Source organism: Sphingomonas sp. Leaf230 (genome assembly GCF_001421745.1).
Taxonomy (GTDB): domain Bacteria; phylum Pseudomonadota; class Alphaproteobacteria; order Sphingomonadales; family Sphingomonadaceae; genus Sphingomonas.
Genome location: NZ_LMKW01000010.1, coordinates 144,120 through 158,328, shown reverse-complemented (window position 1 = coordinate 158,328; position 14,209 = coordinate 144,120). Strand labels below are relative to the sequence as shown.

General features: G+C 65.9%; 14 protein-coding genes. 6 read left to right on the top strand and 8 right to left on the bottom strand.

Translation table 11 applies throughout. The annotated features are described in order from the left end of the window. Positions 1 to 26: 26 nt before the first annotated feature. Together hisD and hisG are read right to left on the bottom strand one after the other, a co-directional pair. Positions 27 to 1,322: a histidinol dehydrogenase gene (gene hisD / locus ASE82_RS12750; RefSeq protein ID WP_056063862.1), complete on the bottom strand. Its 1,296-nt coding sequence runs from the start codon at positions 1,320 to 1,322 to the stop codon at positions 27 to 29. 130 nt (positions 1,323 to 1,452) lie between these two features. Next, complete coding sequence (gene hisG, locus ASE82_RS12745; RefSeq protein ID WP_183037990.1) at positions 1,453 to 2,121, bottom strand: ATP phosphoribosyltransferase; 669 nt, start codon at positions 2,119 to 2,121, stop codon at positions 1,453 to 1,455. A 58-nt stretch (positions 2,122 to 2,179) separates the two neighbouring features. On the opposite strand from hisG, the gene ASE82_RS12740 reads away from it, so the two are divergent. Continuing rightward, positions 2,180 to 3,268: a DUF2332 domain-containing protein gene (locus ASE82_RS12740; RefSeq protein ID WP_235524695.1), complete on the top strand. Its 1,089-nt coding sequence runs from the start codon at positions 2,180 to 2,182 to the stop codon at positions 3,266 to 3,268. Positions 3,269 to 3,329: 61 nt separating this feature from the next. On the opposite strand, the gene ASE82_RS12735 is transcribed toward ASE82_RS12740, so the two are convergent. From ASE82_RS12735 to ASE82_RS12710, 6 genes are all read right to left on the bottom strand, one after another. Next, positions 3,330 to 3,809, bottom strand: a complete 480-nt coding sequence (locus tag ASE82_RS12735) for an RcnB family protein (protein WP_056063856.1) — start codon at positions 3,807 to 3,809, stop codon at positions 3,330 to 3,332. A gap of 300 nt (positions 3,810 to 4,109) precedes the next feature. After that, positions 4,110 to 4,988, bottom strand: coding sequence for an alpha/beta fold hydrolase (locus ASE82_RS12730; protein ID WP_435368540.1), 879 nt, complete (start codon positions 4,986 to 4,988; stop codon positions 4,110 to 4,112). Positions 4,989 to 5,216: 228 nt separating this feature from the next. Beyond that, positions 5,217 to 6,116 (bottom strand): pirin family protein, encoded by a 900-nt coding sequence (locus tag ASE82_RS12725; RefSeq protein ID WP_056063854.1) that lies wholly within the window; start codon positions 6,114 to 6,116, stop codon positions 5,217 to 5,219. A gap of 4 nt (positions 6,117 to 6,120) precedes the next feature. After that, a complete protein-coding gene (locus tag ASE82_RS12720; RefSeq protein ID WP_082441522.1) occupies positions 6,121 to 6,570 on the bottom strand; it encodes an NUDIX hydrolase in 450 nt (149 codons plus the stop codon). Positions 6,571 to 6,718: 148 nt separating this feature from the next. Then, positions 6,719 to 7,426, bottom strand: coding sequence for a glutathione S-transferase (locus ASE82_RS12715; protein ID WP_056063848.1), 708 nt, complete (start codon positions 7,424 to 7,426; stop codon positions 6,719 to 6,721). Beyond that, the gene (locus ASE82_RS12710; protein WP_056063843.1) at positions 7,426 to 7,713 is read right to left on the bottom strand and encodes a BolA family protein; all 288 of its coding nucleotides are present in this window, start codon (positions 7,711 to 7,713) and stop codon (positions 7,426 to 7,428) included. The genes ASE82_RS12715 and ASE82_RS12710 overlap by 1 nt, the downstream gene beginning before the upstream one ends. A gap of 123 nt (positions 7,714 to 7,836) precedes the next feature. On the opposite strand from ASE82_RS12710, the gene ASE82_RS12705 reads away from it, so the two are divergent. The 5 genes from ASE82_RS12705 (at position 7,837) to ASE82_RS12685 (ending at position 14,195) form a co-directional block, all read left to right on the top strand. Then, on the top strand, positions 7,837 to 8,361 hold the full coding sequence (locus ASE82_RS12705) for a J domain-containing protein (protein WP_082441489.1): 525 nt from the start codon (positions 7,837 to 7,839) through the stop codon (positions 8,359 to 8,361). Positions 8,362 to 8,539: 178 nt separating this feature from the next. Continuing rightward, complete coding sequence (cobS, locus tag ASE82_RS12700) at positions 8,540 to 9,544, top strand: cobaltochelatase subunit CobS (RefSeq protein ID WP_056063837.1); 1,005 nt, start codon at positions 8,540 to 8,542, stop codon at positions 9,542 to 9,544. Between the two features lie 4 nt (positions 9,545 to 9,548). Next, the gene (gene cobT, locus ASE82_RS12695; RefSeq protein ID WP_056063833.1) at positions 9,549 to 11,372 is read left to right on the top strand and encodes a cobaltochelatase subunit CobT; all 1,824 of its coding nucleotides are present in this window, start codon (positions 9,549 to 9,551) and stop codon (positions 11,370 to 11,372) included. Positions 11,373 to 11,379: 7 nt separating this feature from the next. Beyond that, complete coding sequence (locus ASE82_RS12690) at positions 11,380 to 11,637, top strand: ribbon-helix-helix domain-containing protein (protein ID WP_404969341.1); 258 nt, start codon at positions 11,380 to 11,382, stop codon at positions 11,635 to 11,637. A gap of 71 nt (positions 11,638 to 11,708) precedes the next feature. Continuing rightward, complete coding sequence (locus tag ASE82_RS12685) at positions 11,709 to 14,195, top strand: TonB-dependent receptor (protein WP_056063830.1); 2,487 nt, start codon at positions 11,709 to 11,711, stop codon at positions 14,193 to 14,195. Positions 14,196 to 14,209: the final 14 nt, after the last annotated feature.

Here is a 14,209-nt window from a genome sequence, read left to right as displayed (position 1 = left end):
GCCTCCGCGCCTCCGCGTGAACCAAACTAACTGTTGAGCCGCAGCCGCAAAGCCACTGATTTTGCGTGTGCGGGAAGGCCCTCGGCATTCGCGAGGGCGACGGTGGCAGGCCCGAGTTCGCGCAAGGCGGCTTCGTCCAGAGCAAGGAAACTGGTGCGTTTCATGAAGTCGAGCACCGACAACCCAGAGGCAAACCGCGCCCGACGGCCCGTCGGGAGGACGTGGTTCGGCCCCGCGACGTAATCGCCGATCGCCTCAGGCGTGTAGCGGCCAAGGAATACAGAACCCGCATGGCGGATACGGTCGAAAAATCCCTGCGGATCGGGGATCGCCAGCTGGAGATGCTCGGCGGCAAGGCGGTCGACCAGCGGGATCGCGTCCGCCAGCGTGTCGACGACCACGATCGCCCCATTGGTTTCCCAAGCAACGCGCGCGACCGCCTCCGTAGCCAGCTCGCGCAACTGGCGGTCGACGGCATCCGCGACCTTGTCGGCAAACGCGGCATCGTCCGTGAACAGGATCGACTGCGTGGTCAAATCGTGCTCGGCCTGGCTGAGCAGGTCGGCGGCGGTCCATTCGGGATCGTTGAGCGCGTCCGCCACGACGACGATTTCCGAGGGACCCGCGACCATGTCGATGCCGACGACGCCGTAGACCTGGCGCTTGGCCTCGGCGACCCAGGCGTTGCCGGGGCCGGTGATGACGTCGACCGGCTTGACCCGGCCCGCGCCGTACGCAAGCGCGGCGACAGCCTGCGCGCCACCGACGCGCCACACTTCATCGACGCCGGCGAGGTGCGCGGCGGCAAGGACCAGCGGATTGATCTGGCCGTCCGGAGTCGGCGTGACCATCGCGAGACGGCCGACGCCCGCAACCTTGGCGGGGATCGCATTCATTAGCAGCGACGAAGGGTAGGCGGCACGTCCACCGGGGACGTAGATGCCAGCGGCGTCAACTGGGAGCCAGCGCGCGCCGAGCCTCACACCCGCGGAGTCGACCGAGTCGCTGTCGAGTGGACGCTGTTTCTCGTGATACGCGCGGATGCGGGTCGCGGCGAGTTCGAGCGCGGTGCGCAGGTCCGGATCAAGCGCCTTGAACGCGGCCTCGCAGTCGGCAGCGTCGATCTTCCAGCCGGTGGTTTCGAGGTCGTGGCGGTCGTGCTTCTGCGTCAGGTCGCGGATCGCGGTTTCACCGTCGCGGCGGACGGCCGCGATGATCGCGGCGACGTCCTGCGTGACGCCTGCATCGGACTCGCGACGGTCCTCGACCAGCACGGTGAAGCGCGTTGCAAAGTCCGCATCCGAGGTAGAGAGGCGGATCACTTGCCCCCCTCCCGCGAGCGGGAGGGGCTGGGGGTGGGCACGCGCTCACCGCGGGCATTACGGCTGAGGATAGCGCGAGCCCAACCCCCGACCTCTTCCCGCATGCGGGAAGGGGAGCAGAACAGCGCGCTCATGCTGCCATCTCCTGCGCATCGACCGCGCGACGGAAAGCCTCGACCAGCGGCACCACCCGGGCACGCGTCTTCATCGCGGCGCGGTTGACCACCAGGCGGCTGGTGACCTCCATGATCGTCTCGACCTCGACCAGTCCGTTTTCCAGCAACGTCCGCCCCGACGAAACGAGATCGACGATCCGCGGCGCCAATCCCAAGGTCGGCGCCAACTCCATCGCGCCATTGAGCTTCACGCACTCCGCCTGCACGCCACGGCTGGCAAAATGCGCCGCGGTAACATGCGGATATTTGGTCGCGACCCGAACATGGCTCCAGCCGCGCGGATCGTCCCGCGCCGCCATCTCGGCAGGCTCGGCGACTGACAGCCGGCAATGGCCGATGCCCAGATCGACCGGTGCGTACAGTTCCGAATACCCGAACTCCGCGATCACGTCCGACCCGACGATGCCGAATTGCGCCGCCCCGTGCGCGACGAAGGTAGCGACGTCGAACGCGCGCACCCGGATCAGCGAAATCGCAGGATCGTTGGTCGCAAAGCGCAACGCACGCGAATTTTCGTCCGAGAACGACGCTTCGGGATGCACCCCGGCGCGCGCGAGCAAAGGCAGGGCCTCGGCGAGGATACGTCCCTTGGGGACGGCGATGATGATCTGGGACTCTGGCACGCGCCGGGCTTTACGGGGGGGGCATGGCGGGTGCAACAACGTGCGTATGGCAAATGTAATGGCAAGTTGCTCCGCGTTCGGAATCCAGGCGGGGTATTGCGCCGCGATGGACGCGCCGATCACGGCGCGGGTTTGCGGCGCGCTGGCGGAGTCGCTTGAACGGGACAGCGAGACGGGGCGGCGGGTGCTCGACTGGGCGGGCGAGCCGGTCGCGGATGCCTTGGCGTTACGGCTGGTGGGTGGACTGCACGGACTGCATCGCGCGGGCGTCGATCCGAAGCTTTCTGCCGTATTCGCCGGCGTAGAAACCGACCCGGCGCGGATCGTCGCGATACTAAAGGCAACGCTCGTCGCACAGGATGCGGCCTTGCTGCCGTGGCTCGACGGACCGCCGCAGACCAACGAGGCGGCGCGGTCCGCCGGAATGATGACCGGCATATTGCATCTGGCCGAGCGGTACGGGCCGCGGTTCGAGGTGCTGGAGATCGGCTCGAGCGCGGGGCTCAATCTGCTGATCGATCGATATCGGTTCGACCTTGGCGGTGTGAATGTCGGACCATCGGCGTCGCCTGTGACTATCCACCCCGAATGGCGGGGTACGCCGCCGCCAGGCGCGCCGGTCAAGATCGAATCGACAAGCGGCGTCGATATCCACCCGGTGAACGTCGCTGATCTGGCCGCAGCGGCGCGGCTCGAGGCGTATGTCTGGGTCGACGCGGTCGAGCGACAGGCGCGGCTCGCGGCGGCGATTGCGATGGTGCGGAAGGGCGGCGTCGATCTGGTCGAAGGCGATGCCGCCGACTGGGTTGAGGCAAGGTTGGCCGATCCGCAGCCCGGCGGCGTTACGCGCGTGCTGATGCATTCGGTGGTGTGGCAGTATCTGCCGGCGACCTCCCGCGAGCGGATCCGGGTCGCGATGGACGCAGCGGGCGCGCGCGCGACGGTGGAGCGACCGCTCGGCTGGGTGATGATGGAGCCGAACCGCGATCTGCACCGCCACGAGGTCCGCGTACGCGGCTGGCCGGGCGAGCGGCCGATGGAACTGGTTGCGCTGACGCATGCGCATGGCGCCTGGGTCGAGGGGCTCTCGGCGCCGTACGAGACGCGGGACTACGTCATGCGACGTGGCGCCTACGAGAAGGACTGAGGCGCCAGATACGAGGGCGGCCCGGGATCGCTCCCAGGCCGCCCAAACTTGGTAGAAGGTCCTAGTAGAAGAAGCCGTTATTGACCTGGGCGACGCGGCCGTTGCGCGTGTCGACCAGAACGACGTCGCGGCCGTAGCGGACCCAGCGCTGATAGCCGTAGGCGGGGCGTGACAGGCGGTACGTCTGATAGTCGTTGATCCAGTATTGGCGACCGTAATAGTTCGGCGCGAATCGGTAGCCAACGCTCACCGGACGATAACGATAGCCGCGCGGTCCGACATAGGCGGGGCGGCGGTAGACGTTACCGTGCGTGCGGCGATAGTCGCGCCAGTCCTCGCGCGCTTCGCGGCGATCTTCGCGCAGTTCCTGGCGGGCTTCGCGGACATCGCCGCGGTCGCCGTAGCGGCGTGCACGATCGAGGTCGCGACGGCTCTCGCGGATTTCGCGCTGGTCGCGACGGACTTCGCCATAGCTCTGCGCGGTCGCGAAGGTGGGGACGAGGGTGGCGGCAGCTACGGCCGCAAGGATCATCTTACGCATGATTGCTCTCCTGTATCGACGCCGGATCAACGGCATGGACAGACTTTTGCTCCCGCCGCGCTGAACGATCGCCGAATGCGGTGGTCAGGATTCAGACAGGTGGCGAAGGTTCGGTCGAATGTTGCGCGGACCTGCGCCGCCGCATACGGCCCCCCCCCCCCGGCGAAGGCCGGGGTCCAATTGGAAAGGTTGCAGTAACGTAGCGCTGCCCCGAGTTACGGCCGCCCCCCGATTGGGCCCCGGCCTTTGCCGGGGGGGGGCCTGGCCAAAGGGTACGTACGTCGCTGACCGACGGTCGGCTCAGACACCCCAACGGCGCATAGCGGCGATCACAGCGTCGGGTTTCTGCCACGGCACGAAATGCCCCGCATTGATCTTCTCGATCGTGAGGTCGGGCACATAAGCGCCAAGGTCGAGCTGACTCGGCAGCAAAGCGCTGTCCTGCACTCCCCAGATCACCAGCACCGGCATCTTGGTTGGCGGGAACGGCCCGTCGAGGAAGGCGGGGCGGGGCGGCGTCTCGTCCATTTCGGGCACGACGATCGCGCTCGCGCGGTACCAGTTGAGCATGCCGGTAATCGCGCCGGGCTGGCCCCATTCGTCGAGATAGGCGGCCTTGTCCTCCGCCATCGCGGCGAGATCGGCGTGCTTCGAGAAACTGGTGTCGAAGAAGGTTTCGAGGCCGATCGACTCGATGTGCTTTTCGAGATCGGGATTGCGGAAAGCCCGAATGTACTGGCTGGCGGCGCGCTGTTCGAGGTCGTCGAACATGGTCCGCTGGAAGACGAGCGGGTGGGGGGCGTTGATGATCACCAGCTTCGCGATGCGCTCGGGGTGGCGCAACGCCGCCATCCACGCGACTGCGCCGCCCCAGTCGTGGCCGACCAGCGTGAAGCGGTCGATGTCGAGGTGATCCGCGAGCGCGATCAGGTCGGCGACGATCTTGTCGGGGGTATAGCTGTCGACGCTCTCCGGCTTGGACGAGCGTGCGAAGCCGCGCTGATCGGGAGCGATCACGTAATGGTCGCGGGCGAGGTCCGGGGCGATGTCGCGCCACGTACGATGCGATTCGGGGAAGCCGTGGAGGAGGATGACGGGCGGGTTCGCGGGATCGCCGCTGATCGCGACGTCGAGTTCGACGCCCGTGGATAGCGCGATGCGTTGCAGGTCCGACATCATTCCCCTCCCGCTGGCGGGAGGGGTTAGGGAAGGGCCTACCCGTCGCGCTGCCTTCTGGTCATGCCCTCCCCCGACCCCTCCCGCAAGCGAGAGGGGAGGATACGCCTTCTTCTCCCCTCCCGCATGCGGGAGGGGCTGGGGGTGGGCTCCCGGCCAATTTCAAACGGATCGCTGGTCGATAGCGCGAGCCCACCCCCAGCCCCCTCCCGCWTGCGGGAGGGGGGGGAATCACGGATAGCTGACCGTCTTAGGGACCGCGGGAATCTCGATCCATTCCTTCTCGTCCCCAGGCACCTTCGGAAAGTTGCCCGCGTTCCAGTCCCGCTTCGCCTGCTCGATACGATCCCGGTTCGAGCTGACGAAATTCCACCAGACATGGCGCGGCGTCGTGAACGCATCGCCGCCGCAGAGCATCGCGCGGCCGCCATGCGCAGACCGCAGCGTTGCCGAGATACCGGGGCGGAGCACATACAGCACCTGCGGCTCGAGGCTCACGCCTTCCAGCGTCGCCTCGCCCATCGCGAGGTAGATCGCGCGCTCCTCGGCCGCCGCGTCGATCGGCACGCTCGCGCCCGGATCGAGCGCGATGTCGGCGTAGATCGTCCCCGAATAGGTCGTGGTCGGCGCGGTCTGGCCCCACAGGCTCCCCATGATGATCCGCGAGCGCGCACCGTGCGCCTCGATCGTCGGCAGTTGCGCCTTGGTGACGTGCTCGAATGCGGGGTCGATCTCCTCGACCGCTTCGGGCATCGCCAGCCACGTCTGGATTCCCGACAGGTTCGGCCCTTCGGCACGCTCGTCGCCGGGCGAGCGCTCTGAATGGACGATGCCGTGACCCGCGGTCATCAGGTTGACTGCGCCGGGCTCGATCCGCGCCTGCGTGCCGAGCGAATCGCGGTGGTCGATCGCGCCGTCGAACAGATATGTGACGGTCGACAGGTTGATATGCGGGTGCGGCCGAACGTCGATGCCTTGACCTACGTCGAGATGCGCCGGGCCCATCTGGTCGAAGAACAGGAACGGGCCGACCATCGTCCGTTCCTTGTTCGGCAGCGTGCGGTGGACCTTGAAGCCGCCAAGATCGTGCGTCGACGGCAGGATGGTCTGGAGGACGAAATCATCGAGCATGGCGTTATCCCTTGGCAGGTTCCGTGGCGTCGAGGAGTTCGACCAAGTCTGCTGGATAGAGCGTTTCGTGGAAGCCCGCGATGTCGTTTCGGGAAAACCAGCGGTGACCGACGAGCAGTTGCTTCTCCTGTTCGGTGAGATTGCCGGCCTTTACGTCGCAGGTGTCGACGTCGATCCGGAAATAGCGTTCGTCCGCGGTGACCTCTGTGCCTTCGAAGGTGCGGAAGTCGACGACGCGGCGTGCGACTTCGGGACCGCAGTCGATGTCGAGGCCGACTTCTTCCCAGAGTTCGCGGCGGGCGGCGGCGGCGTAGCTCTCGCCCGGATCGACCGCACCGCCCGGTGTGCACCAGAGCGGGTGGCGATCGGCGGGCGTGAAGCGGAACATCAGGACGCGGTCCTGGCCGTCGACGAGAAGTATCCTAGCTGCTGGGCGCGGGGTCCTCACAACCAGCACCTCCCCGGCGAAGGCCGGGGCCCAGTTGGAAAGGTCGATATGGCGACGGGCTGCCCCTCTTTACCACTGTCTCTCAACTGGACCCCGGCCTTCGCCGGGGAGGTGCTGGCCGGCGACGTGCTGAGTGTCAGGACACTGCCAAGCCTCATACCGCGTCGAGTTCCGGATAGGCGCGGAAGATGCCGTCGGTGTTGAAGGCGAGGCGACGGTCGCTTTTTAGATAGGCCTTGATGCCGGGCAGCTCGGCGACCTGATCATGAATCCGGACCAAGTTCGGATAGTCAGGTTCGAGCGTCTTCATCCGCTTCGGGAACATGTACCGCAGCCCCTCGATCACCTGGAACAGCGACGTATCAGCATAGCTCCACTTGTGATCGATCAGCCAGTCACCCGCATTCGCCTGCGCGGCCTCCTCAAAATGTCCCAAATACTTTGGCATCCGCGCCTCGCGGAACTGCTTGGCGGCGCGCGCGGCCTCGGGTTTCTGGTCGTCGTAATAGTCCATCATCGCGACCGGATGATGGACGTTGTGGACCTCCGCGACGAGGTCGGCGATCGTCAGCTGGAACTGGTTAAGCCACAGCCGATCCGCCATGTTCGACGGCGCGAGGCCGTGACGCTCGCCGAGATACATCAGGATGTTGGCGACCTGCGCGATCACGAGGCCGTCAAGTTCGAGATAGGGCGGTGCGAATGGCGTCCGACCGGCGCGGTCGTTCAGATCGGCCATGAGACCGTCCTCGCCTACGCCGCGCGCGCAATCCTCGTACTCGATCTCGGCGCCTTCCAGCGCAAGCCGGACGAACTCGCCGCGCCCCTGGATCGAGGGCCAGTACCAGAGCTTGTAGGACATCAGCTTTCCCCGGGTGCGCGGGCCTTGATGGCGAGCGCGTGGATCTTCGTGCTCAACAGTTCGGCGAGCGCCTGGTTCACGAGTCGCTGGCGGGCGACGCGATTAAGGCCTTCGAACGCCGACGTTTCCACCTCGACGCGGAAATGCGTCTCGCCGGTGCCGTCGTCGCCCATGTGGCCGGCGTGCAAGCCGCTCTCGTTGACGACGGTCAGCTGCGTCGGGGCGAGTGTCGCGGTGAGGCGGGCGGTGATCTGGTCCTGTACGGAGCCGGTGGCGAGGTCTGTCATGCTCCCTATATAGCCCGTTTTGAAAAGCGCGGGGAGCCGGTGGCGGACGACGATCGAAAAGAGCGGAAGGAACGCCCCAGCCCACGGTTTCACGGCCGCGTGGAAGGGACGGGTCGAGTCTGCATGTGGCGCGAATGCGAGGAGCCCGGCGAATTTCGCGCTCCCCCGCTCGAAGGGCCGAGCGACGGCGGCCCGCCGCATTTCCGCTGGTTCTGCCTCGAGCATGTCCGCGCGTTCAATTCGGGGTATAATTTCTTCGACGGCATGACCGCGGACGAGATTCACTACGCGCAGCGCCCGCTGGCGGGCTGGGAACGCGAGACGCGCGCGTTTGCGCATGGCGGCGGCGACACCCCGCCGAAATGGGCGGACTTCGCCGATCCGATCGATGCGATCGGTGCACGCTTCGGCGAGCGGATGGCGGCGGCGCGAAAGGATGGCCGCGTGCTCTCCGACGGCGAGCGGCGCTCGTTGCGCGTGTTGGGGCTCGGCACGGACACCGACCGGACGGCCTTGCGCAAACGCTACAGCGAACTCGTTCGCCGCTATCACCCCGACCGCAACGGCGGCGACCGGGCGCATGAAGCGGAATTGCAGAAGGTGATCGCTGCCTACCAGCACCTGAAAGGCGCGACCGCGTTTGCCTGACAAGCTGGGAATGTGATCCATACTTACTCTGATCGATATTTCACGACGCGCCAGCCGGAACCGCACGGCTGGCGAGCGGTTCGTCTAACTCTTCCGGTCAATCGCCTGACCAATCGTACAGCGGCGGTTGAGTAACTGCCCGCGCTTGGCCTAGAGCTACCGGGAACACGAGGCCAACATGACCGATATCCCGAATACCCAGCCAGATAGCCGCGAGACCACGATCCTCGACGCACCCGACCGCATGGTGAAAGTGCGCGAGATGTTCGGGATCGATTCCGACATGGAAGTGCCGGCCTTCTCCGAAGCCGACGAGCGCGTCCCCGATCTCGATCCGGCGTACGTCTTCGACGCCGACACTACGCTCGCCGTGCTGGCGGGGTTCGCGCATAACCGCCGCGTGATGGTCCAGGGCTATCACGGTACCGGCAAGTCGACGCATATCGAGCAGGTCGCGGCGCGCCTGAAATGGCCGTGCATCCGCATCAATCTCGACGCGCACATCAGCCGTATCGACCTGATCGGCCGCGACGCGATCGTGCTGAAGGACGGCCAGCAGATCACCGAGTTCCGCGAGGGCCTGCTGCCCTGGGCGTTGCAGACGCCGACCGCGCTCGTGTTCGACGAGTACGACGCCGGCCGCCCGGACGTGATGTTCGTGATCCAGCGCGTGTTGGAGACCGAGGGCAAGCTGACGCTGCTCGACCAGAACCGCGTGATTCGCCCGAACCCGTGGTTCCGCCTGTTCGCGACCGCCAACACGGTCGGCCTCGGCGATACGAGCGGGCTGTATCACGGCACGCAGCAGATCAACCAGGGCCAGATGGATCGCTGGAACATCGTCGTCACGCTCAACTACCTGCCCGCCAAGGTCGAGGCGCAGATCGTGCTCGCCAAGTCCGGCGAATACGACAAGCCCGAGGGCAAGAAGACCGTCGAGAACATGGTGCGGGTGGCGGACATGACCCGCAAGGGCTTCGTCAACGGCGACATCTCGACCGTAATGAGCCCGCGTACGGTGATCACCTGGGCGCAGAACGCGCTGATCTTCGGCGACGTCGGCTTCGCGTTCCGGTTGAGCTTCCTCAACAAGTGCGACGAGGCGGAGCGTTCGCTGGTGGCTGAATATTACCAGCGCGTGTTCGGCAAGGACCTGCCCGAGAGCGTGGTGGGCAAGGCGTAAGCCTTTGGCCAACGAAACCCCTCTCGATCGCTTCAAGGCGGTTCTTGCCGGCACGGCGCGTGCGATTTCGGAGGAGCCGGAGGTCGAACTCGCCTTCACCGCCGATGCGCCGACGCAGAGCGGCAAGCACATCAAGGTGCCGATGCCCGCGCGCGCCCTGCCGCTGGAGCAGGTCGCCGAGGCGCGTGGCTTCGCGGACGGATTCGCACTCCGGTTGAAGCATCACGACATCGCGCTGCATAATCGTGCGGCGCCCGCCGAGGCCGTAGCGCGCGCGGTGTTCGATTCCGTCGAAACCGCACGTGTAGAAGCGCTCGGGTCGCGCGGTTATGCGGGGATCACCGAGAATCTCGACCGCGCGCTCGACGTCCGCTTGCGCGCTGACCCGATTACGCGCGCGCGCAACCGTGACGAAGTGCCGCTGTCGACCGCGCTTGGCCTAATGGTGCGCGAGCGGCTGACCGGACAGGAATCGCCCGCGATCGCCGCACCCGGTCTCGCGCTGGTGCGGGAGTGGATCGAGAGCAAGACCGATCTCGACGCGCTGGCCTATGCGCTCGACGACCAGAAGGCGTTCCAGGGTCTCGCGCGGAAGATGTTGCAGGAACTCGAGCTGGTCGAGGGCGATCAGGTCCCCGAGGAGAGCGACGAGGGCGGCTCCGAGGACGAGGGTACCGACGAGCAGCAGCAGGACGAGGGCGACGAAGGCGACGACCAGGGCGAGGACGGCCAGGGCGAAGTCGAGGCGCGCGGCGAGCAGTCCGAGCAGCAGAACGAGGAAAGCGACGGCCAGGAGCAGAGCGACGAGTCGATGGACGACATCGACGGCGAGCCCGGCGACGATGGCGAGGAAGGCATGCAGCCGGTCCGCCCGAACCGTCCCTTTGCGGACATGGGCGGCGCGTTCGACTACAAGCCGTGGACGACGCAGTTCGACGAGGTGATCGCCGCCACCGAACTGTGCGACGCCGACGAGCTCGCACGCCTGCGCGGCTATCTCGACCAGCAACTCGTCCACCTGCAATCGACCGTGTCGAAGCTCGCCAACCGGCTCCAGCGGCGGCTGATGGCGCAGCAGTCGCGATCGTGGGATTTCGACCAGGAAGAGGGCATCCTCGACGCGGCGCGGCTGGCGCGCGTGATCGTCAACCCGACGCTGTCGCTGAGCTACAAGGCCGAGCGCGAGACCGATTTCCGCGACACCGTGGTGACGCTGCTGATCGACAATTCCGGCTCGATGCGCGGCCGCCCGATCTCGATCGCGGCGATCAGCGCGGATATTCTCGCCCGCACGCTGGAGCGCTGCGGTGTGAAGACCGAGATCCTCGGCTTCACAACGCGCGCCTGGAAGGGCGGGCAGAGCCGCGAGACCTGGCTCGCCGCCGGGCGTCCGCCGCAGCCGGGTCGGCTCAACGACATTCGCCACATCGTCTACAAGCGCGCCGACGAGCCGTGGCGCCGCGCGCGCAACTCACTCGGGCTGATGATGCGCGAGGGGTTGCTGAAGGAGAATATCGACGGCGAGGCGCTGATGTGGGCGCACGCGCGGCTGGTCGCGCGGCCTGAAGAGCGTCGCATCCTGATGGTGATCAGCGACGGCGCACCGGTCGACGATTCGACGCTCTCGGTGAATTCCGGCTCGTATCTGGAGCGCCATCTGCGCCAGGTGATCGGCTGGATCGAGAGCAAGTCGCCGGTCGAGCTGGTCGCGATCGGCATCGGCCACGACGTCACCCGCTATTACGCGCGCGCCGTCACGATCATGGACGTCGAACAGCTTGGCGGCACGATCATCGAGCAGTTGGCCTCGCTGTTCGATACCGAATGATCCGCCGGTGATCGCGGGCGGCGGCATTACGGCGCCCGCGGGCGGGTTCCACGGACCCGTCAAACGCTCGATCACCATTGCAGGCCACCAGACGTCCATCAGCCTCGAACCCATCTTCTGGCAAGCGCTGGAGGCTTCTGCGGCGCGCCTCGCGTTGCCCTTGTCTGCGCTGGTCGCAGAAATCGACGCGATACGCATCTTGGCTGACGATCCCCCCAATCTCGCTAGCGCCTTGAGATCATGGCTGTTCTCGAACGATTCATGAGAATTAGTCGCAATAGCGTTGACAGTGAGAACGACTCTCAATAGCGAACCCGCAACAATAAGGGGTTTCGCATGTCTGGTCCTTCGTCGCGCTCGTCCGCCGCGCCTGCATTTCTTGCGCTTTCGTGCGTAGGGTTCATTGCCAGCGCACCAGCCTACGCTGCCGACCGCTCGGCTGGATCGGCAAAGGTCCACGCGGCCGACGATCAGGAAAAGCAGCTCAACCGCGACGAAATCATCGTCAACGGGAAGACCGTCCCCGCGACCACGCTGGAGAGCCCGAAGGCGACGCGCAGCCTGCTCGACACCACGCAAACCGTGACGATCATCGGCGACCAGACCATCCGCAAGCAGAATTTGCTGACCCTGCGCGACGTGTTGCAGACGATCCCCGGCATCACCTTCGGCGCGGGCGAAGGCGGCGGCGGATACGGCGACAGTATCAACCTGCGCGGCTATTCCGCCAACAACGACATCACGATCGACGGCGTCCGCGACAGCGCGCAATACAGCCGCAGCGAGACGTTCAACCTGCAACAGGTCGAGGTTTATAATGGCGCGAACAGCGTGTTCGGCGGTGGCGGATCGGTCGGCGGCACGATCAACCTCATCACCAAGCGCCCGCAGGCGGAAACGTTGACGGTCGTGTCCGGCGGCGTCGGCACCGACGATTATTATCGCACGACACTCGACTCGAACGTCCGCGTCAGTGACCTCGTCGCGGTCCGTCTGAATGCGGTCGCGCACAAGAACGACATTCCCGGCCGCGACGTCGAGAACAACAAGCGTTGGGCGGTCGCGCCGTCGCTGATCGTCGGCGTCGAGGGCCCGACCAGCCTGACGCTGCAATATCTGCATCAGGAGGACGAGAACGTCCCCGTCTACGGCGTGCCGTACTTCCGCAATGCGGTGAACAACGGGCCGCTGCCGGGTGCTGACAACTCCGCCTATTACGGCATCCGGAATCTCGACAAGCAGGACATCACCGTCGACCAGGCCACCGCGACGGTCAGCCACAGCTTCTCCGACAAGGTCTTGATCCGCAACCTGAGCCGGTGGCAGCGCGTCCAGCAGGACTCGTTGACGAGCGCCCCGCAAGGTGTGTTCTGCCTGTCGACCGGGTTCCAGCCCCAGCCGCTGACCAACGTCGCGACGACGTCGGCGGCCTGTCCCGCCCCGACGGCAACCGCTCCGGGTCAGAACATACCCGGTTCCTATTACCCGAGCGGCCCTCGCGGTTTCGTCCGAAACCAGGAAAACCAGATCCTCTATAACCAGACCGATCTCCGTTCGGTCTTCGATACCGCGGGACTCGAGCATACGCTGGTTCTCGGCGCGTCGGTCTCGCAGGAGGATTACACGATCGTCACGGGCAACACGTTGCGTACCGCGACCGGCGCAACGGTCGCCCAGCCACCGATCAACCTCGCCAACCCGAACACCGACTATACCGGCCCGTTCAACTTCATCCAGGCCGGCCGGTCGGAGGGCACGACGAGCAATGCGGCGGTCTACGCTTTCGATACGATCAAGGTGATCCCGCAGATCGAGGTCAATTTCGGCCTGCGCTACGAGCATGCGAAGGGCCGTTTCCGCGCCGATACCTTCTCGGTCGTGCCCGACGCGACGCTCGGCACCTATGCGCGCGGCCTGAACCAGACGAGCGACGAAACGCTGTTCTCGTACCGCGGCGGCATTAACTTCAAGCCGATCGAGACCGTCAGCCTGTACGCGTCATACGGCAACGCGACCACGCCGACGTCGGCGACCGTCCGGCTCGGCTGTGGTACGTTGATCAACGCACCCGCGGGCCAGCTCGACCCATGCGACGTGAAGCCGGAAAAGGCGGTGAACTACGAACTCGGCGCGAAGGCGGACCTGTTCTCGCGCAAGCTGCAGCTGACGGCGGCGGTGTTCCGCAACGAGCGTACCAACTACCGTGTCGCCACGAACGACCCGATCGTCACGACGCTGGGCGTCAACGACGGCCGTTCGCGCGTCGACGGCATCGCGCTGGGCGCCAGCGGCAGCATCTCGCACGCGTTCTCGATCTTCGCCAACTACACGTATCTGAAGGCGAAGGTCATCCAGAGCGTCTCGAACTTCTGTCTCGCCAATCCGGGTCCGGTCCGTACGACCGTCGGCACGACCACGACGACGACCAACCCATGCGGCAACTCGGCCGCGATCCTCGATACGCAGGCGGGGCAGGAGCTCACCAACACGCCGAAGCATTCGGGCAGCCTGTTCACTACCTACACGCTTCCGTTCGGCCTCCAACTCGGCTACGGCCTGACCTATCAGGGGGCGTTCGCGCTCAACAACAGCGCGCTGGCCACCCCGCTCGCGCCGACGACCGTGGTGACGCCGGTCTTCCACTCGTCGGATTACCTGACGCACCGCGCGTTCCTGTCGTACACCGTCGGCAACGGCCTGACCGCGCAGCTCAACGTGCAGAACTTCACCAACGAGAAATACTACACCGGCATCCGCAACAATGGCTGGGCGACGCCTGGCGAGGCGCGCTCGGTGCGGCTGACGCTGTTCTACAGCCTGTGAGGCTCGGCGGCGAC